General features: G+C 69.9%; 20 protein-coding genes and 1 tRNA gene. 16 read left to right on the forward strand and 5 right to left on the reverse strand.

Annotated features, from left to right (window positions below):
- Nucleotides 1-47: 47 nt before the first annotated feature.
- Nucleotides 48-659 (reverse strand): GNAT family N-acetyltransferase, encoded by a 612-nt coding sequence (locus ACZ5Y9_RS13225; RefSeq protein ID WP_247625270.1) that lies wholly within the window; start codon nt 657-659, stop codon nt 48-50.
- A 44-nt stretch (nt 660-703) separates the two neighbouring features.
- On the reverse strand, nt 704-1,591 hold the full coding sequence (gene galU, locus ACZ5Y9_RS13230; RefSeq protein ID WP_247624959.1) for a UTP--glucose-1-phosphate uridylyltransferase GalU: 888 nt from the start codon (nt 1,589-1,591) through the stop codon (nt 704-706).
- A 40-nt stretch (nt 1,592-1,631) separates the two neighbouring features.
- Between galU and ACZ5Y9_RS13235 the strand changes: the two genes are divergently transcribed.
- Genes ACZ5Y9_RS13235 through mscL form a run of 3 tightly spaced genes read left to right on the forward strand, consistent with a single transcriptional unit; the run spans nt 1,632 to nt 2,965 of the window.
- Nucleotides 1,632-2,228 carry a 5-formyltetrahydrofolate cyclo-ligase gene (locus ACZ5Y9_RS13235; protein WP_247624960.1) on the forward strand — a complete coding sequence of 199 codons (597 nt, stop codon included), beginning with the start codon at nt 1,632-1,634 and terminating at the stop codon, nt 2,226-2,228.
- Between the two features lie 15 nt (nt 2,229-2,243).
- The gene (locus tag ACZ5Y9_RS13240) at nt 2,244-2,516 is read left to right on the forward strand and encodes an FmdB family zinc ribbon protein (RefSeq protein ID WP_247624961.1); all 273 of its coding nucleotides are present in this window, start codon (nt 2,244-2,246) and stop codon (nt 2,514-2,516) included.
- A 23-nt stretch (nt 2,517-2,539) separates the two neighbouring features.
- A complete protein-coding gene (mscL, locus tag ACZ5Y9_RS13245) occupies nt 2,540-2,965 on the forward strand; it encodes a large conductance mechanosensitive channel protein MscL (RefSeq protein WP_247624962.1) in 426 nt (141 codons plus the stop codon).
- 303 nt (nt 2,966-3,268) lie between these two features.
- Here the strand turns inward: mscL and ACZ5Y9_RS13250 are convergent, their stop codons facing one another.
- Nucleotides 3,269-6,988 (reverse strand): AAA family ATPase, encoded by a 3,720-nt coding sequence (locus ACZ5Y9_RS13250; RefSeq protein WP_464471540.1) that lies wholly within the window; start codon nt 6,986-6,988, stop codon nt 3,269-3,271.
- Between the two features lie 176 nt (nt 6,989-7,164).
- Between ACZ5Y9_RS13250 and ACZ5Y9_RS13255 the strand changes: the two genes are divergently transcribed.
- From ACZ5Y9_RS13255 to ACZ5Y9_RS13265, 3 genes are all read left to right on the forward strand, one after another.
- Nucleotides 7,165-7,689 carry a methylated-DNA--[protein]-cysteine S-methyltransferase gene (locus ACZ5Y9_RS13255; protein ID WP_464471541.1) on the forward strand — a complete coding sequence of 175 codons (525 nt, stop codon included), beginning with the start codon at nt 7,165-7,167 and terminating at the stop codon, nt 7,687-7,689.
- 129 nt (nt 7,690-7,818) lie between these two features.
- Complete coding sequence (locus tag ACZ5Y9_RS13260; RefSeq protein ID WP_464471542.1) at nt 7,819-8,676, forward strand: LuxR C-terminal-related transcriptional regulator; 858 nt, start codon at nt 7,819-7,821, stop codon at nt 8,674-8,676.
- Between the two features lie 105 nt (nt 8,677-8,781).
- A complete protein-coding gene (locus tag ACZ5Y9_RS13265) occupies nt 8,782-9,132 on the forward strand; it encodes a histone-like nucleoid-structuring protein Lsr2 (RefSeq protein ID WP_247624966.1) in 351 nt (116 codons plus the stop codon).
- A gap of 45 nt (nt 9,133-9,177) precedes the next feature.
- Here the strand turns inward: ACZ5Y9_RS13265 and ACZ5Y9_RS13270 are convergent, their stop codons facing one another.
- The gene (locus ACZ5Y9_RS13270; RefSeq protein ID WP_247624967.1) at nt 9,178-9,807 is read right to left on the reverse strand and encodes a MarR family winged helix-turn-helix transcriptional regulator; all 630 of its coding nucleotides are present in this window, start codon (nt 9,805-9,807) and stop codon (nt 9,178-9,180) included.
- Nucleotides 9,808-9,886: 79 nt separating this feature from the next.
- Here ACZ5Y9_RS13270 and idi point away from each other — a divergent pair, with 79 nt between their 5' ends.
- From idi to ACZ5Y9_RS13320, 10 genes are all read left to right on the forward strand, one after another.
- Nucleotides 9,887-10,408 carry an isopentenyl-diphosphate Delta-isomerase gene (gene idi, locus ACZ5Y9_RS13275; protein WP_404598348.1) on the forward strand — a complete coding sequence of 174 codons (522 nt, stop codon included), beginning with the start codon at nt 9,887-9,889 and terminating at the stop codon, nt 10,406-10,408.
- A gap of 2 nt (nt 10,409-10,410) precedes the next feature.
- Nucleotides 10,411-11,490: a polyprenyl synthetase family protein gene (locus ACZ5Y9_RS13280; protein WP_464471543.1), complete on the forward strand. Its 1,080-nt coding sequence runs from the start codon at nt 10,411-10,413 to the stop codon at nt 11,488-11,490.
- The gene (locus tag ACZ5Y9_RS13285; protein WP_247624970.1) at nt 11,487-12,389 is read left to right on the forward strand and encodes a phytoene/squalene synthase family protein; all 903 of its coding nucleotides are present in this window, start codon (nt 11,487-11,489) and stop codon (nt 12,387-12,389) included. The genes ACZ5Y9_RS13280 and ACZ5Y9_RS13285 overlap by 4 nt, the downstream gene beginning before the upstream one ends.
- On the forward strand, nt 12,386-13,984 hold the full coding sequence (crtI, locus tag ACZ5Y9_RS13290; protein ID WP_247624971.1) for a phytoene desaturase family protein: 1,599 nt from the start codon (nt 12,386-12,388) through the stop codon (nt 13,982-13,984). Before ACZ5Y9_RS13285 ends, crtI begins: the two co-directional genes overlap by 4 nt.
- On the forward strand, nt 13,984-14,331 hold the full coding sequence (locus ACZ5Y9_RS13295) for a lycopene cyclase domain-containing protein (protein ID WP_464471544.1): 348 nt from the start codon (nt 13,984-13,986) through the stop codon (nt 14,329-14,331). Before crtI ends, ACZ5Y9_RS13295 begins: the two co-directional genes overlap by 1 nt.
- On the forward strand, nt 14,328-14,672 hold the full coding sequence (locus ACZ5Y9_RS13300) for a lycopene cyclase domain-containing protein (protein WP_247624973.1): 345 nt from the start codon (nt 14,328-14,330) through the stop codon (nt 14,670-14,672). Before ACZ5Y9_RS13295 ends, ACZ5Y9_RS13300 begins: the two co-directional genes overlap by 4 nt.
- The gene (locus tag ACZ5Y9_RS13305; protein ID WP_464471545.1) at nt 14,669-15,559 is read left to right on the forward strand and encodes a prenyltransferase; all 891 of its coding nucleotides are present in this window, start codon (nt 14,669-14,671) and stop codon (nt 15,557-15,559) included. The genes ACZ5Y9_RS13300 and ACZ5Y9_RS13305 overlap by 4 nt, the downstream gene beginning before the upstream one ends.
- Nucleotides 15,560-15,586: 27 nt before the next feature.
- Nucleotides 15,587-17,773 carry an MMPL family transporter gene (locus tag ACZ5Y9_RS13310; protein WP_464471546.1) on the forward strand — a complete coding sequence of 729 codons (2,187 nt, stop codon included), beginning with the start codon at nt 15,587-15,589 and terminating at the stop codon, nt 17,771-17,773.
- 54 nt (nt 17,774-17,827) lie between these two features.
- A tRNA-Arg gene (locus ACZ5Y9_RS13315) sits at nt 17,828-17,901 on the forward strand.
- Between the two features lie 35 nt (nt 17,902-17,936).
- Nucleotides 17,937-18,461: a hypothetical protein gene (locus tag ACZ5Y9_RS13320; RefSeq protein WP_464471547.1), complete on the forward strand. Its 525-nt coding sequence runs from the start codon at nt 17,937-17,939 to the stop codon at nt 18,459-18,461.
- Nucleotides 18,462-18,491: 30 nt separating this feature from the next.
- Here ACZ5Y9_RS13320 and ACZ5Y9_RS13325 read toward each other — a convergent pair whose 3' ends face one another.
- On the reverse strand, nt 18,492-18,989 hold the full coding sequence (locus tag ACZ5Y9_RS13325; RefSeq protein ID WP_247624977.1) for an HNH endonuclease: 498 nt from the start codon (nt 18,987-18,989) through the stop codon (nt 18,492-18,494).
- Nucleotides 18,990-19,193 lie beyond the last annotated feature (204 nt).

Here is a 19,193-nt window from a genome sequence, read left to right on the forward strand (position 1 = left end):
AGCCGGGCGCGTGTCGCGACCAGACGGATGCTTCCGACGGCGTGTCGTCAGACGGAGAGCCGGTCCGACGGAGGGATCGTCGCGGCATCCGGAGGAACCTGACCGCTCAACCAGCGCGCCAGCACCCCCTGCGGCACGTCCTCCTTCGTCAGCGCGAACGCGTAGTGGTCGCGCCAATCGCCGTCGATGTGGATGTACCGACGACGCAGTCCCTCGTAACGGAAACCGAGCTTCTGCACCACCCGCAGGCTCGCCGCGTTCTCGGGGCGGATGCAGATCTCCATGCGGTGCAGGCCGTACTCGACGAAGCACGCATCCGTCGCGAGCGCGACCGCGGTGGGGGTGATGCCCTTGCCCGCGAACTTCTCGCTGACCCAGTACCCGATCGTCGCCGAGCAGAGCGACCCGCGTGAGACTCCCCACACGTTCAACTGACCGGCGACCTCGCCGTCGTACTCCATGACGAACGGGTATCCGGCGCCGTCGCGGTACTGCTGGAGCAGACGACGGATGCTCAGGCGCATGTCGAACGACACCGAGCCGTAGGGAACCGTGGCCTCCCACGGCTGCAACCAGGACCGGTTCGCGAGCAGCTCCTGCTGGAGCACGCGGGCATCCTTCGTGCGCACGAGGCGCAGCTCGATCGATCCGTGTCGCATGCCCGCCATGAGATCCATCATCTCGCGCTCGACCCGCCGGAGGCCTAGAGGCGCTCGGCGAACTCCTTCAACCACGGGCGCAGCTCGCCGCCGAGGTCGTCGCGGTCGGAGGCCAGCTGCACGATCGCCTTGATGTACTCGACCCGGTCACCGGTGTCGTACCGCCGACCGCCGAAGATCACGCCGACCACTCCGGGGCCCGACGGGTCGGCCGCCATCTCCTGCAGCGCATCGGTCAGCTGGATCTCCCCGCCCTTGCCGGGTTCGGTGTGCTCGAGGATGTCGAAGATCGACGCGGGAAGCACGTAGCGCCCGATGACGGCGAGGTTCGACGGGGCGTCCTCGCGCGCGGGCTTCTCGACGAGTCCGGTGACGCGCACGGCATCCGAACCCTCGATGTCCTCGACGGCCGCCGTGCCGTACATGTGGATGTTCGCGGGATCGACCTCCATGAGGGCGATCACGGCGGCGCCGGAGCGCTCGTGCTCGGCCAGCATCTCGGTGAGCAGCGGATCGCGCTCGTCGATGAGATCATCGCCCAGGAGCACGGCGAAGGAGCTGTCGCCGACGTGCGCGCGGGCACGCAGCACGGCATGGCCGAGTCCCTTCGGCTCGCCCTGGCGCACGAAGTGGATGTCGGCGAGGTCGCTCGAGCGCACGACGCGCTCCAGGCGACCGTGGTCGCCCTTCTCCATGAGCTTGACCTCGAGCTCGGGCACCGAGTCGAAGTGGTTGGAGATCGCGTTCTTGTTGCGTCCGATGATGACGAGGATGTCGTCGATCCCGGCATCCGCCGCCTCTTCGACCACGTACTGGATGGCCGGCTTGTCGACGACCGGCAGCATCTCCTTCGGCATCGCCTTCGTCGCCGGCAGGAAGCGCGTCCCCAGACCTGCCGCAGGAATGACCGCCTTGAACTTCTGTGTACCCATCCCGACAGCCTACCGGTGGGCGCCGCGTAGACTCTGAGCCATGTCGAACGAGGTCGAGCACGCCAAGCGCGCACTGCGCGCCGAGCTCCGCGAACGCCGGGCGCTCCTCTCCGATGCGCAACGCGACGCCGCCGCCTCCTCGATCGGCGCACGCCTCGACGAACTCGTCGAGAGCCTCGGCGCCCAGTCGATCTCCTGCTACCTCTCGGCGACCGCCGAGCCGGGCACCCGTGAGTTCGTCACGCGGGCGGTGCGCCGCGGCATCCGCGTATTGCTCCCCGTCACCCGCGCCGACGGACTGCTCGACTGGGCCGTCGCGAACGACGACGACGATGTCGCCGAGGGACTCTTCGGCCTGCCCGAACCGACCGGCGAGGTGCTCGGCCCCATCGCGGTGAACGACGTCGATCTGATGATCGTGCCCGCCGCCGCGGTCGACCGTTCGGGCATGCGCATGGGCTGGGGCCGCGGCTATTTCGACAAGACCATCGGGTCGATGGAGAAGTGCCCTCCCGTGTACGCGGTCATCTATGATTCCGAGATACTCGACTCCCTGCCTCGCGAGGTGCACGACCAGCCGGTCGACGGCATCGTGACGCCGACGCAGACCCTCTCCCTGTCGCAGACGCGACGCTGACCCTCCGAGGACACCATGCCCACCTACGCCTATGCCTGCACGTCGTGCGGCCACCGCTTCGACGCCGTGCAGAGCTTCGCCGACGCGTCGCTCACCGTCTGCCCCGAGTGCGGCGGCACCCTGCGCAAGCAGTACGGGTCGATCGGCGTGACCTTCAACGGCTCCGGCTTCTATCGCACGGACTCGCGGGCGAAGAGTGGCGGATCATCGGATGCTTCGACATCATCGAAGAAGGAGTCGACGACCACCAGCGCCCCCGCGCCGACGTCGAGCCCGACCTCATCCTGATTCCCCACCACTCGGAGGTTCGCATGCTCAAAGGATTCAAGGACTTCATCCTCCGCGGCAATGTCATCGACCTCGCGGTCGCCGTCGTCATCGGCACGGCGTTCACCGCGATCGTCAACGCCGTGGTCGCCAGTGTCATCAACCCGCTCGTCGCCCTCTTCTTCAAGGCCGACGCGATGGGCGGCTTCGGCCCGCAGGTCACCAACATCTACGGCGACACGGTCACGTTCCCGCTCGGCGACCTGATCTCAGCCGTCATCAGCTTCCTCGCGGTCGCCCTCGTCGTGTACTTCGTGTTCGTGCTGCCGATGAACACCTTCAAGGCGCACGTCGAGGCCCGCAAGGGAACGTCCGCCGAGCAGCCCGAAGAGGAGCCGGCCGCCGCAACCGAGGCCGAGCTGCTCGTCGAGATCCGCGACCTGCTCGCGAAGAGCAACGCCCGCGACTGACGGGCACACCCTCGCTGCACAGGCAGCCGCACCGGACGTCCCGTTCCGCTCCGCAGCGTCACCACGACGCTCAGTAGTGGGGCGGGACGTCCTGCATCATGCGGTCGTCATTGGGACCCGCGGGGCCGTCCGGGCGCCGCTTCCGGTCTTTCGCGACCGATTCGGTACCGCTCTCGGGGTCGGGATCGCTTCCCTCCACCGGCGTCAGGCGTGCGCGGCGGGAACCCGGCACGCGCTCGACCCGCTGCCGCGGAGCATCCGATGCGGGCTCCCCCGGAGAGGCATCCTCAGGCATCCGCTCGGTCAGCCGTTCGCGCCGTCATCGAGGTCGAGCGGCTGCGTGTCGTTCTCGGCACGAGCGGTCGACGGCGAGATGCCGAGCACCGACGCGATCCGCGTCGCCGCCGTGGCCGGGTCGCTGTAGAGGTCGAACGCGTGCACGCGCACGTAGTGCCAGCCGAGTCGGCGCAGCACGTGCGGGCGCAGACGCAGAGTCTCGCGCAGCGAGTCGCCGCGCGATTCCGGATCGCACTCGATCACGACGGCCTTGCCGCCGTGCTGCGCGACCAGCGGCAGCAGACCACGGTAGTCCACGTCGACGGATGCTCCGAGCCGGCGCAGCTCGCGGGCGAGCGCGAGGGTCAACGGGTCGGCGAGGTCTTCGAGACGCGCGTCGCGGGCACGGGCGGCCAGGCCGCCGAGGATCGACATGAGCGTCGCTGCACCGTGCTCGAGGCGTCCATCGTCGAAGGACGACGGACGGATCGACGACACGATCACCATGGAACGGCGCGCGCGGGTCATGCCGACCGTGAGCAGCCGCTCGCCGTCGGGCGTCGAGAGATCGCCGAAGTCGCTGAGCACTCGGCCGTGCTTGGTCAGACCGAAGCCGAGCGAGAAGATCACCCGGTCGCGGCTCTCGGCGACGGACTGCTCGAGGGTGAGAACGGCGAAGGGTTCTGCGGTATCGCGCCCCACGAAGTCGGCGACGTCGGAGCGTCCGGCGAAGGCTGCCGTGACCGCGGCGCGCACGCGCTCGGCATGACGGGCGCTCGCGGTCACGACCATGAGCGACTCGGACGGGCGGTGCACGGCATGCTCGACCACGAGCGTCACCACGCGGGCGACCTCGGCGTCGGGGCTCTCGACCGCACCCGAGATCGGGTCGGGCGTGCCCGTGCCTCCCTCGACGTAGTCGACCGTGAGGCTTCCCCGACCGAGATACGACCCGGCCCAGGGCAGCGACACGATCTCGCCACCGTAGAAGGCGTCGTTGATGAGCTCGGCGAGGTCTTCTCCCCCGGCGCGGTAGCTGCGCGTGAGCGTCATCACCGGAAGCAGCTCCGAGAGACGTTCGAACACCGAGGTCTCGTCGAACTCGACCTCGGGCTCCCAGAGGTCATCCGGGTCGACGGCGATCTGGAACGGCGACGGACGCTGGGTCACCGGGTCGCCGAACGCGACGACCTGCCGCGCACGACGGATCGCGGGCGCGGCCTCGGCGAGGTTGATCGCCGCGGCATCCACCAGGAGAACGGCGTCGAACTCGACGGAGTCCGGGATCTCGGGCACGAGGTAGGGCGAGGAGATCCAGACCGGAGCGAGCGTGGAGACGAGCGTCGGAGCGGCGCTGATCACCTCGGCGGACGTCGTCGTGCTCTGCGTCAGGGCACGACGCAGGTTCGCGGATTCCTGCGGCTCATCGACGATCGCGATCTTCCACTGGTTGGCGAGCTGCCAGGCCAGCAACGGGCCGGCCATCGCGGCGTGCGCCTCGTCGACGAGACGGAAGTCGCGCTCGAGCCGATCGACGACCGCGGTGTTCGCGCCGAGGAGGGCGCGGTTGTCCTGGAGGGCGCGCTCGAGGAGAGACTGCCACCACGCGAACTCGAGCTCGTCGCCCACCCGCGACTCGGAGACGTGACGCACCGAGAGGTCGGTGAGCAGGGGCTCAAGGCCGAGGAGGGCGAGTTCGTCGCGCAGCTCCGCGCGCTCGACGAGGTTCTCGAAGACGTCGGACTTCGCCGCGAGACCCGCGAGCGTGCGCACCAGGCGCGCCACGGGCAGCGTCGCCAGCGGTTCACGTCGGCCGAGGGCCGCGTCGAGTTCGGCGAGTTCGGCCTCGACGCGCTGCCACGCGGCCGCGACCTCGCCGAGACCCAGGGGGATCTCGGGGGCGACGCCCGCATCGACGCAGCGCTGCCACTGCGTGCGCTGGGTCTGGATGCGCAGCAGCGCCTCGTGCATCTCGGTGACGTGCACACCGGGACGCACGTACTCCTTCGCCAGACGGCGCAACCGCCGACGGTTCGCCGACGACATCCCCGGTGCATCGCGGCGGGACCCGTGCGCCTGGATCAGCTCGCCCAGCGGGCGCTCGAACACGGTCGGGCTGAAGCGGTCGAGCGAGTCGCGGATGCCCTCGAGCAGTCGCAGGTAGTCGCCGAGCTCGTCGATGGTCGAGAACGGGCGCATGTGGGTCTGGGCGATGAGTTCGTAGCCCCGCTCGAGCAGCGCCGGAACGCTGTCGGAGTGCAGGCGGCCCGCCAGCTCGTGCGCGGCGCGTGCGGCCTCGGTCGTGGCGAAGGTGACGCCGTACCAGGGCGAATCGTCGGGACCGAAGCGGAACTCGCCGAGACGCGCGGCCTGCGCGAGGGCGGCGGCGGCCGGCCCGCGATCGCCGGCGAGACGCCGCAGGGACTCGTTGCTGAGTCGCGCCGTGGTCGACGGCGGGGTGGGCAGTGAGGCGAGTCGGGTGAGGTGACGGGTCGCCTCGAGCACGGAGGCATCCATCCCGGGCACGGGAGACGTAAGCGCGTGACGGTAGTCGCGGAGCACGGTGCGCAGGCGCACCAGCGCGTCGTCGACCTCTCCGACCTTGGGAGCGCTCGCCTTCTCGTTGCGACCGATGGCGCGCACGAGATCACGACGCACGCTCACCGGCGAGATCGCGAGGCTGTCGAGACCGATCCCGGCCAGGCGGTGGCGGACTCCGTCGAGCGTGGAGCGGCGGGCCGAGACGACGAGCACGCGCTTCCCCGCCCGGACGAGCTCGCCCAGCGCGTTGATCACGGTCTGCGTGCCGCCGGTGCCGGGCAGCGTCGCGACGGTCAGCGAGTGGCCGGCGGCGATGCGCGAGAGGACGGCCTCCTGCTCGGCATCCGCATCGAGCAACAGGGTGTCGGATGCCGGCGCGCGGTCGTCCGGCCCGGTGAAGTGCGGCGTGGCCCGCGGGGCCCTGACCCGCTCGCGGTCGCCGACGTGACCGGCGAGGGCGTTGAGCACCTGGTGGTCGAGCGTGCGGGTGTCGCGCGACATGGAGCCCGCGACGTCGGCGAAGGTCGACACGACCAGGCGCGGTTCGACCGAGAAGGTGTCGATCGTCCGGGTGATCGCACGCAGGCTGTCGATGACCGGCTGAGGCTTGAAGATGCCGCCGTCGTAGGCGAGGGATGCCAGGGTCGACGCGTCGATCGAGATGCCGAAGTGCTCGCGGGCGATGCGGACGAGTTCGGGATTGACCTCGAACGCCCCCTGCAGCTTCAGCTCGTAGTCGGAGTGGTGGCGGCGGATCGCGAGCGGGCGCAGCAGCACGGGGGCGGCGAAGAACGCTCCCCCGATCCGCCAGCGGGCGACGCCGACGGCGAGGTGCACGGCCTCGATGCCGCGCACGGTGCGCAGCTCGGTGTTCTTCGCGGTGATCCGCTCGGCGGCGAGTCGCGCGGTGCGCAGACCGACCTCGTCGCGGAAGAGGTTCGACAGCAGCGTCGATTTTCCGGTGATGAACTGCGGGAGGCTGCCGGGATGCGCCTTGGAGATGTCGATACCGGACTCGGCCCCGTCGCGGAAGCTGGTCAGCGGCGAGGGGCCGCCCAGATCGGCGGCTTCACTACGCAGTCGCGAGCGCTCGCCCTCGGCGGCGTGGGTCACGATGACGCCGGTCGACGAGGACCGGAGGTCGCTGAGGGTCACGGCGAGCGCTGCTCCCGCGTCTTCTACCGTCTTGCCTTCCCGTCGCCACACAACTCACACACTAAGCGCGCCGGGCGCGAGGCCCGGTATCCCGGGCGGGTTTCGCGGAATTCCGGTCACGGATGCCGTGGCGAACTCCTTCTGCACCGCCACCCGTCGAGAGCGACTCTCCCCCGTCCGTGGGCCTCCCCTCACGGCAGGCGGTCGCCGGGCGTCAGGATGGACGCATGACCTTCCGCTACGACTTCGCCCCCACGCCCTTCGGCGATGCGCTCGCGGTGTTCTCCGACGAGGGCATCGTGCGCTTCGATCTGTCCGAGTCGGAAGACCCGTCGGTCCCGTGGCTCCTCGAGAACGTCGCCCAGGAGCTGCGGGCGGTGCCGGAGCCCGACCCGGGTGCGGCCGATGAGCTGGCCGACCTCCTCGACCGCTACTTCGACGGCGCTCCGATCCGGTTCAACGAGCACCTCTCTCTCGACTGGCGCCTCGTCGACGGCTTCCCTCGACGCGCCCTCGAGGCGATCGGAACGATCGAGTGGGGCGAGACCCTGAGTTACGGGGAGGTCGCCGTCCTCGCCGGCCACCCGGGCGCGGCCCGCGCCGTGGGATCGGCCTGCCGCATCACCCCGTTCTCGATCATCGTGCCCGTGCACCGCGTCATCCGCTCCGACGGCTCTCCCGGTCACTACGGGGCGCACCCCGAGCGCAAGCGGTTCCTCCTCGACCTCGAATCGGGCGGGCAGAGCGTCTAGCGCCACAGGATCGGCGCGGGTCCTGCCGAGTAGGCCGTCGGGATCCGCGCCGGAGGGGCGCCGGAGGGGCGCCGGTGGTAATCTCACCGCGTGACGGGAACGGCGCCGTCGCGCGGAAGGCAGGTGGCCGTGAGCACTCCGACCGGAACCGAATCCGACACCGAGCTCGTCGCCCGCGCCGTGCGGGAACTCGCCCGCCGCACGCGGTTCCCGGTCGCCTTCGGCGGCCTCCTCGATGACGGTGTCGTGCACGTGACGACGATCGTTGGCAACCGCACCCGCAGTCTCGACGGCCTGCGTGTTCGACCCGAGCGCGGACTCGGAGGGCGAGCGATGATGGAGCTCCGTCCGCGCATGACCAGCGACTACGGGTCCTCGCAGCAGATCACGCACGACTACGACGTCTTCGTGCTCGGCGAGGGGCTGCGCACACTCCTGGCGGTTCCGATCGTCGTCGCGGGACGATCCCGCGGCGTGCTCTACGCGGGCGCCTGGGACGACGAGCAGATCGGCGGGATCACCACCGCCCCGGCCATGCAGGTCGCGCAGTCGGTCGCCGACGAGTTGCGCATCCGCGAGGAGGTCGAACGCCGACTTCGCGCCGGCGCCCCGGCATCCACCCCCCTGCCGGCCGGTCAGCAGGAGCAGTTGCGCGAGACGTTCGCCGATCTGCGCAGCATCGCCGCATCGATCGACGACGACGAGCTGCGCGCTCGGCTCGCTCGCGTCGAGGGTCGTCTGCTCGCCCTCTCGGGTGAGCAGACGACGACCGCGACCGGCCCGTCGCCCGTGGTCCGCCTCTCGCCGCGCGAGACCGATGTCCTCTCGTGCGCCGCGCTCGGGGCGACGAATGCCGAGATCGCATCACAGCTCGGCCTCCGCGAGGGGACGGTCAAGGCGTACCTCGGCACCGCCATGTCGAAGCTCGACGCATCGACCCGGCATTCCGCTGTCGCTCGAGCCCGGCGGGCGGGGCTCCTGCCGTGATCGCCTAAATCACACCGGAATTCCATTTGCATTCACTCCTGTATGCAAAAGGAATCGCCGTCGAATTGATTGCCGCAATTAGATTCGGCGAGTAATGTTCACTCCATGGCGAGACGAATTGTGCATCAACTGGTCGACGATATCGACGGCAGCGTTCTGGAGATCGGCGAGGGAGAGACCGTTCATTTCTCCCTCAACGGCACCGCGTGGGAGATCGATCTGAACTCGGAGCACGCCGCGGAACTCCGCGCAGCCCTCGAGCCCTACATCTCCGCCGGGCGTCGTGCGGGTTCCGCGAGCTCCCCGCGCAGCTCTTCGGGTTCCGCCCGTAAGCGACCTGCGCGCAACCCCGAGGTCGCGGCCATCCGCGCCTGGGCGAATGACAACGGATACTCGCTCTCGGAGCGCGGACGAATTCCCGCGCCCGTCATCGAGGCGTACAACAAAGCGCACTGATCGCGCACGAATACCACGAACGAAGGCTCTCCTCCGGGGGAGCCTTCATTCGTCGTGCTCGGTGACCCAGGCCTCATCGGGCAGGGCGATCTCCTGCGTCATGTCCTCGAGGAAGCGAATGACGACCGCGCGCTCCTCGCGCGTGAGCCTGGCCGCGGCGTAGAACCGCTTCGCCTGCTGACGCCCCACGGTCTGCATCGCCGCGTGGCGGGTCTCCTCGGTGATCGTGATCGCGAGCGCCCGGCGGTCGGTCGGGTGCGGCGAGCGCACGATGTGACCGCCCTTCTCGAGGCGGTCGAGCAGCTTGGTGGTCGACGCGGTCGAGATCGCCAGGTGCTGCGCGATGCCGCCCGGGGTCGCGATCGCGTGCCGGTTGGCGCACACGATGAGGTAATGCAGGGCACGCATGTCGGTCTCGTTGAGCTGCATGTAGCGACGCGAGGCGCGCGACAGCTTCTGCTCGGCCTCGCGCAACTCGCCGAGTGCTCCCATCACGAGAGCGATCTGCTGCAGGTCCTCCGGCGCGACCCCCGAGCGATCGACGAGCGCACTGCGCGGGTCGCTCGCCTCGACGTCGTAGATCGCGGCGTGGCTGAGCCCGTCGGCCGCGGCATCCGCTCGCGTACCGTCGACCGGCGCCCCCGTCTTCGGGGTAGTGCCGGGTGCAGTGTCCATGCGATCATGTTACACAACGATCTATTTCATGCTAAGTTAATTACTCGCCAAGCTAGTGAAATGACCTGCAGAGGACGCCATGGACGACGTGACCCTTCTCGACGAGAACGGAACCGCGATCGGTTCCCTGCCGAAGAGCGACGTCCACACCACCGACACTCCTCTTCACCTGGCCTTCTCCTGCCACCTGCTGAACGCGCGCGGACAGGTTCTGCTCACCCGCCGTTCGCTCGCCAAGAAGACCTGGCCCGGCGTGTGGACGAACAGCTTCTGCGGGCATCCCCGCCCGGATGAGGCCATCGCGGATGCCGTGCACCGCCGAGCACACGAAGAGCTCGGTGCGCGCGTCGTCGATCTGCGGCCCGCGCTCCCCGATTACCGCTACCGCGCCGTCGACGCGAGCGGCATCGTCGAGAACGAGGTGTGCCCCGTCTACGTCGCCCGACTCGACGGCGACCTCTCCCCCCGACCGGACGAGGTCGCGGAATGGGCGTGGGCGGATGCCGCCGACATCGCCGCCGCCGTCGCCGGGACCCCCTTCGCCTTCAGCCCCTGGCTGGTCGAGCAGCTTCCGCTGCTCCGAGAGAGCGGAGCACTCTGATCATGGCTTCCGTCGCGACTCAGGACGAACTCGGCACCCGCGTCGAGGAGGCCCTCCGGCAACGCTTCGCCGAGCGCAGCTCCGCCGCCGAGAACTACGGAGAACCGTTCGCCGCGCTCTGGCGTGCCGCCGCGGCGCACGCGATGGGCGGCAAGATGATCCGTCCTCGCCTGCTCCTCGACGCGCACCGAGCGCTGTCGGCATCCGGTTCGGAGGTCGACCAGACAGCAGCCATCGAGATCGCCGCAGAGGTCGAGCTGCTCCACTACGCCTTCCTCCTGCACGACGATGTGATCGACGGCGACCTCGTGCGTCGTCGGCAGCCGAACCTCATCGGTACCCTCGCGGCGTCCACGGGCCGGGCGCGCGAGGACTCCGAGCTGCACTGGGCGCGCTCGAGCGCCATCCTCATGGGCGACCTGCTGCTGGCGACCTCGGTTCTCGGCTTCGCGCGCGCCCGCGTCTCGACCTCCGCACGTCTGCGCCTGCTCGACCTCATCGAGCACACCATCGTCGAGACCGTCGCCGGGGAGCACATCGACGTCGGCCTGGGCGACGGGATCATCGAACCGGACCTCCGCACGATCCTGGAGATGAGCACCTACAAGACCGCGACCTACTCGTTCTCGCTCCCTCTGCGGGCGGCGGCGATCCTCGCCGGGGCCTCGGCCGAGCTCGAAGACGACCTGGCGGCGATCGGCCGTCATCTCGGACTCGCCTTCCAGCTCCAGGACGACCTGCTCTGCGTGTTCGGCGATCACGAGGTGCACGGCAAGGATGCGTTCTCCGACCTGCGCGAGGGCAAGGAGACGGCCATCATCGCCTATGCGCGGATGACGACCGCCTGGCCCCACATCCGGCAGCACTTCGGCTCCACGATGCTCGATGAGCACGAGGCCGTGCGCATCCGCGAACACCTGCGCGACTGCGGGGCCGAGCGATTCGTGCAGGGCCTCGTCGCCGATGAGCTCGCCGCGGCATCCGCGGTCGCGGTCGACATCGAGTCCGCGCACATCGTCTCGGGCGACGTCATCGACAGCATCCGCACCCTGATCGCGCGCATCGAGGGGCGCGCATCGTGACCGCATCGCCCGCGACCGGCGGCGACGAATCCCTGCGCCGGTTCAGCAGGACCGCCGAGATCGCCACCGCCGGCGTGATCCGCGCCTATTCCACGTCGTTCGGCATGGCGACCAAGCTGCTCGGCCCCCGCCACCGCCAGCACATCCGCAACATCTACGCGATGGTGCGGATCGCCGACGAGATCGTCGACGGCGTGGCCGCCGAGGCGGGGCTCGACGCCGGAGCGCAGGCCGACGCGCTGACGTCGTACATCGCCGAGACCCACCGCTCTCTGCGCACGGGGTACAGCAGCGACCTCATCCTGCACGCCTTCGCGCAGACGGCGCGCGCGTGCGGCATCGGGGAGGACCTCACGCAGCCGTTCTTCGACTCGATGCGCGCCGACATTCCCTCGGCGGACGCGGCGGCGGCGTACGACGCCGACGCCCACGCACGGTACGTGTTCGGATCCGCAGAGGTGGTGGGCCTGATGTGCCTGCGCGTGTTCCTGCGGGACGCCGAGCGCACGACCGCGCAGCTCGAGACGCTCGAGCACGGCGCACGCCAGCTCGGCGCCGCGTTCCAGAACGTGAACTTCCTGCGCGACCTCGCCGACGACACCGATCGTCTGCGCCGCAGCTATCTCGGCACGGCCGAGCGCCTCACCGACGCCGACCGCGACACCTGGGTCGCGACCGTCGAGACCCAGCTCGACGACGCCCGCGCCTCGATCCCGCTCCTCCCGAAGGATGCGCGCGCCGCCGTGCGCAGCGCGCTCGCCCTGTTCGCCGCGCTCACCCGACGCGTCGCGAAGACCCCCGTCGACGACCTCTACCGACGGCGCGTGCGCGTGCCCGACCCGCTCAAGGCAGTGCTCGCCGCACGCTCCGTGCTCGTCACCGCGGTGGAGCCCCGATGAGCCGGGTGGTGGTGATCGGCGCCGGCGTCGCGGGCCTCGCGACCGCGGGCCTGCTCGCACGCGACGGCCACGAGGTGCTCGTTCTCGAGAAGAACGCACAGGTCGGCGGGCGCGCGGGCAGCATCGAGCGCGACGGCTTCCGCTTCGACACCGGCCCCTCCTGGTACCTGATGCCGGAGGTCTTCGACCACTGGTTCGCGATGATGGGCACGTCGGCCGCCGAACAGCTCGATCTCGTGCCGCTCGACCCCGGCTATCGCGTGTTCCGTCAGCCGCAGGGCGATGCGGCGACCTCGGAGGTGACGGTGCCGGCGGGGCGCGACGCCGTCTCCCGGCTGTTCGAGTCGCGCGAGCCGGGTGCGGCGAGCGCGCTGTCCGACTACCTCGACTCGGCCCACCACGCGACCTCGATGGCCGAGAAGTATTTCCTCTACAACCCGTTCACCCGGCTGACGACGCTGACGACCGGAGAAGTGCTGCGCGCTGCTCCGCGGCTGTTCTCCCTCCTGGGCACGCGCCTGCAGGCCTTCGCGGGCCGACGGTTCCGCGATCCGCTGCTCCGGCAGATCCTCGGCTATCCGGCGGTCTTCCTCGGCACCGATCCGCGCAGCGCCCCCGCGATGTACCACCTCATGAGCGCGCTCGACCTCGACGAGGGCGTCAGCTACCCCCAGGGCGGTTTCTGGGGCGTCGCCCTGCGCATCGAGGCGCTGGCCCGCGACGCGGGCGCGCGCATCGTGACCGAGGCGGAGGTCACCGGCATCCGCACCACCGGCCGCGGTCGGGCGACGCGCGCGACCGGCGTGGAATGGACGGATGCCGCCGGCGAACGCCACATCGAAGACGCCGATATCGTGGTCTCCGGCGCCGATCTGCACCACACCGAGACCGCGCTCCTGCCCGCCGAGCAGCGCAGCTATCCCGAATCCTGGTGGAGCCGACGCACGAGCGGCCCCGGCGCGGTGCTCGTCATGCTCGGCGTGCGCGGTGCGCTCCCCGAGCTGCCGCACCACTCCCTGTTCTTCACCGACGACTGGGACGCGAACTTCGACGCCATCTTCGGATCCGAGCAGCGCATCCCCTCCCCCGCCTCGACGTACGTCTGCCGCCCCAGCGCGACCGACGACGCCGTGGCCCCGGCCGGTCACGAGAACCTCTTCATCCTCGTGCCGGTCCCCGCCGACCCCGACCTCGGCCACGGCGGCTCCGACGGCACCGGATCGGCGACGATCGAGCGCGCGGCCGACGCCGCGATCGACCTCGTCTCGACCTGGGCGGGCATCCCCGACCTGCGAGAGCGGATCGTGGTGCGCGAGACCAAGGGACCGGCCGACTTCCGCGACGACTACCACTCGTGGAGCGGGGGGATGCTGGGGCCGGCGCACATCCTGTCGCAGAGCGCGATGTTCCGCGCGCAGAACGCCTCGAAGCGGGTGCGCGGCCTCTACTACGCGGGGGCGACGACGGCGCCGGGCGTCGGTGTGCCGATGTGCCTGATCAGCGCGGAGATCGTGCTCAAGCGCATCCGCGGCGATCACTCCGCCGGCCCCCTTCCGGAGCCCGCGCGCACTCCCCGCGGATCGACGGGGCGCTGATGGGCTTCGTGTACCTGGCCGCCCTGCTGGTCTCGACGGGCTGCATGCTGCTGCTCGACCGGCGCTTCCGACTGTTCTTCTGGCGGGATGCGATCGCGGCGACCGTCGTCACGATCGCGGGTCTGGCGTTCTTCCTGATCTGGGACGTCTTCGGCATCGCCACCGGCATCTTCTACCGGGGCGAGGGCGCGATCGCGACGGGCATCGTGCTCGCGCCCGAGATGCCGCTCGAGGAGCCGGTCTTCCTCACGTTCCTGGTGATCTGCACGATGGTCGTCTACACGGGGGCGGTGCGCCTGCTCACCCGCGGCCGCGCTCGCCCGGTGCCGAGCGAGGAGGCGCGATGACCTACCTGCAGCTCGCCGCGTGGTTCCTCGGCGCCGCCGTGGTGATCGCGATCGGCCTGACGCTCCTCGCTCGCGGTCGAGGTCCGCATGCCGGTGCCGTCGCCCTGACCGTCCTGGTGATGCTCACGCTGACGGCAGTGTTCGACACGATCATGATCGCGAGCGAACTCTTCCACTACGCCGGGCCGCAGCTGCTCGGCGTGCACATCGGCCTCGCCCCGATCGAGGACTTCGCGTATCCGCTCGCCGGCGCTCTGCTGCTGCCGGCGCTGTGGGCTGCGCTCCGCTCGCGGCGTACCGCCCCGGAAGACGCTCCTTCCTCTGAGAGGACCTGCGCATGACCGCACCCGCTGCCCGCCCGTCGCTCGCCAGCGACCTGGGGCAGATCCTGCTCTCGTCGCGCCCCATCAGCTGGATCAACACCGCGTTCCCGTTCGCCGCCGGTTATCTGCTCACGACGCGCGAACTCGACCTCACCGTCGTGATCGGCTTCGTGTACTTCCTGATCCCCTACAACCTCGCCATGTACGGGATCAACGATGTGTTCGACTACGCCTCGGATCTCGCGAACCCGCGCAAGGGGGGCATCGAGGGTGCGCTCCTCGCTCCGCGGATGCACCGCCCGACACTGTGGGCTGCGGCGGTGTCGAACATCCCGTTCCTGGTCTACCTCGTCGTGGTGGGCAACGCCGCGTCGACCGCGTGGCTCGCGGTCAGCGTGTTCGCGGTGATCGCGTACTCCGCGCCTCGTCTGCGCTTCAAGGAGCGCGCGTTCCTCGATTCGGTGACCTCGAGCCTGCACTTCGTGACCCCGGCGATCGTCGGACTGGCCCTGGCGGGCTCGGGCGTCACCCGCGACACCGTGCTCGTGCTCGTGGCCTTCTTCCTCTGGGGCATGGCGGCGCACGCGTTCGGCGCGGTGCAGGACGTCGGCCCCGACCGCGAAGCCGGCATCGGCTCGGTGGCGACCGTGATCGGCGCAGCCGCGACCGTGCGCCTCTCGCTGGGCCTGTGGGCGCTCGCCGGCATCCTGATGCTGCTGACGGCCTGGCCGGGACCGCTCGGTGCGCTGCTCGCCCTCCCCTACCTGATCAACGCCGCGCCGTGGTGGCGCGTGAGCGATGAGGACTCCGGCGCGACCAACCGAGCCTGGCGCCGCTTCATCTTCCTGAACTACTTCGCCGGCTTCCTGGCGACGATGATCCTCATCCTCGCCTGGGTCTCCTGACCCCGCATCACCCGAAAGGCCCTCACCATGCCCCGATCCGACCGCGCCACGACGCCGACCATCCGCGAACGCTCACGCCGCCACTCCTGGGTGCGCGTGTTCCTGCCGGTCGCGCTGATCCTGGTCTGGCTCGTGGGCGCGTCGCTCGGCGGCCCGCTCTTCGGCAAGGTCGACGAGGTCTCCTCCAACGACCAGACCACCTACCTCCCCGAGTCGGCGGACGCCACCCAGGTGCAGGAGCTGCTGGGCGATTTCCGCGACAGCGACGAGATCCCCGCGATCGCCGTCTTCACCTCCGAGACGACGCTGACGGATGCCGAGATCTCCGCGATCACGGACGCCGTCGCCGACACCCCCTCGCTCGAGGGCATCGCCGACGACGTCTCGCCCGCGCTCGTCTCCGACGACGGATACGCGGTGCAGGCGTTCATCCCGATCAGTGGAGACGCCGAGCTGAAGGACGTCACGGCCGAGCTCGGCGACGTGCTGCGCGCCTCCGCCCCGGACGGCGTCAGCGTGTACATCACGGGCCCCGCCGGATTCACCGCCGATCTCGCCGCCGGGTTCGCGGGCATCGACGGACTCCTCCTGGGCGTCGCGCTCCTCGCCGTTCTGGTGATCCTCGTGCTCGTCTACCGCTCGTTCCTGCTGCCGCTCGTGGTGCTCTCCACCAGCCTCTTCGCGCTCTGCGTCGCTCTGCTGGTGGTGTGGTGGCTCGCGAAGTTCGAGGTCCTGCTGCTGAGCGGGCAGACCCAGGGCATCCTCTTCATCCTCGTCATCGGCGCCGCGACCGACTACGCGCTGCTGTTCGTCGCGCGCTTCCGCGAGGAACTGCGCATCGCGGAAGACAAGGGCACGGCGGTCATGGCCGCGTGGAAGGGGTCGTTCGAGCCGATCGTCGCCTCCGGCGGCACGGTGATCGCGGGTCTGCTGTGCCTGCTGCTGAGCGATCTCAAGTCGAACAGCACCCTCGGTCCGGTCGCGGCGATCGGTATCGTCTTCGCGATGCTCGCGGCGCTCAGCCTGCTGCCCGCACTGCTGCTGCTCTTCGGTCGCGCGGTGTTCTGGCCGCGGCGGCCGCGGTTCGAGCCGGAGGTCGTCGCCGAAGAGCACGGCATGCGCACCACGGGCCTCTGGGCGCGCCTCGCGGGAGTCATCACCCGTCGACCGCGGGTGATCTGGATCGTCACGACGCTGGTGCTGCTCGCCGGCGCCGCGGGCATCACTCAGCTCAACGCGGTGGGCGTGCCGCAGTCCGATCTCGTGCTCGGCGCGTCCGAGGCGCGCGACGGCCAGGCGGCGCTCGGTGAGCACTTCCCGGGCGGTTCGGGCAGCCCGGCCTACGTGATCGTCGCCGAGGACTCCCTGCAGGATGCCGCAGATGTGCTGCTCGCGAACGACGGCGTCGACAGCGTCGCGGTCACGGCATCCGATTCCCCCAGCGGAACCGCGAGCGTGACGACCGATGGCATCGTCGCGGTCGGCCCTCCCGGAACCGCCGCACCCGATCCGACGGTCGTCGACGGTGAGGTGCTGCTGCAGGCGACGCTCACCGACGCCGCCGATTCGGATGCCGCGGCCGAGACCGTCCGCTCCCTGCGCACCGAGCTCGCGGGCGTCGACGCCCTGGTCGGCGGCGTGACGGCGACGGCGATCGACACGAACGACGCGTCGATCCACGATCGCAATCTGATCATCCCCGTGATCCTCGTCGTCATCATGCTGATCCTGATGCTGCTGCTGCGCTCGATCCTCGCGCCGGTGCTCCTGATCCTCACCACGGTGCTGTCGTTCGGCACCGCGATGGGCGTCTCGGCGCTGGTCTTCAACGGCATCTTCGACTTCCCCGGGGCGGACCCCGCCGTGCCGCTCTACGGTTTCGTCTTCCTCGTCGCCCTCGGTATCGACTACAACATCTTCCTGATGACGCGCGTGCGCGAGGAATCCCTGGCGCACGGCACGCGCGAGGGTGTGCTGCGCGGACTGTCGATCACGGGCGGCGTCATCACCTCCGCGGGCCTCGTGCTGGCCGCGACGTTCGCCGCACTCTCGGTGATCCCGATCCTCTTCCTCGTGCAGCTCGCGTTCATCGTGGCGTTCGGGGTGCTGCTCGACACGTTCATCGTGCGGTCGCTGCTCGTGCCCGCGCTCGCTTACGACATCGGCAAGAGGATCTGGTGGCCGTCGAAGCTCTGGCGCCGGGGCCTGGACTGAGTCTCTGCCGAGCCTCAGGGGCCTGACGTATCCGGTCGCTAGACTGGATTCCAGGCCCCCGTAGCTCAGCAGGATAGAGCAGCCCTCTCCTAAAGGGCAGGTCGCAGGTTCGAATCCTGTCGAGGGCACCGATGATCATCCGACGACGAGTGGGGACACGACGATGACCGATCCGACGCAGAACCCGTACGTTCCGCCGCCCGCACCGGGCGCGGGCATCCCGCCGGTCCCGCCGGCCACGTCGGTGCCGCCCGTTCCCCCGGCACCCACCGCGAGCCCGCTCGGGTACCAGCCGCCCGCGCCGCATACTGCACCGCCGGTCGCACCGCAGTATGCGCCTCCGGTCGCGCCGCAGTACGCGACGCCGCCGCAGCCCGTCCAGCCCCCGCAGCAGGTCGCGCCCTACGGCTACCCCGGTCAGGCCCCCGTGCCCGCCGGGCGGAAGCAGACGTCACCGCAGACCAGCAGCATCATCTCGGTCGTCGCCGGAGCGGTCTCGATCATCGTCCTGCCCTGGATCGCCGGATTCATCGGCATCGGGATGGGCGTGTTCACCCTCCGCACGCAGTCGACCGCGCGTCGCCAGGGGCTTCCCACGAGCGGTGCCCATACGACGATGGCGATCATCGGGATCGTGCTCGGCTCGATCGGCATCCTCGCGAAACTCGCGCTCGACTACTTCCTCTGATCCGTTCCGAGTCGCGCCTGTCGCTCGCGGTCAGGCCGCGAGCGCCAGGTACGGCTCCCACCGCGGGTCGCTGCGCTCGGTGCCGCGCACGGTCCACGCCGTGCCGTGCGGAGGCCGAGGAACGAACCGCAGTTCCCAGCGCATCTCCTGCGGTGTGCGATTGCTCTTCACGTTGTTGCAGCGCAGGCAGCAGGCGACGAGGTTCTCCCACGAGTCGGCTCCGCCTCGCGAACGCGGCATCACGTGGTCGATGGTCGACGCCGCCTTGCCGCAGTAACCGCACCGGTGATTGTCGCGGCGCAGCACGCCGCGACGCGTGACCGGCACCCGCCTGCTGTTCGGCACGCGCACGTAACGCGAGAGGATGATCACCGCCGGGCGATCGTAGGCACCGCGGCTCCCCCAGACGGGGTCCCCCTCGATGCGTTCGATCACGGAGGCCTTGTCGTTCATCACGAGCACGAGGGCCCGCTTGAACGACACGATCGCCAGGGGCTCGTAGCCCGCGTTCAGGACAAGTGTGCGCATTCGTCATCCTCTCGATCCGCCGGGACGGCTTCCCGGCACTCTCGACTCACACGACGTCGTGCCGGCGGAGGAATGATCGCAGAGACGAAAAAAGGCGCTGTCTAGAGACAGCGCCTTCTGCGCGCGGAAGAACCGCGGCGTCCCTGCGGGCAATGCCGGAGGACGTGACGACCGAGGGCATCCATGGTGCGGATACTCGGTTGC

Source organism: Microbacterium sp. T3-8 (assembly GCF_055398145.1).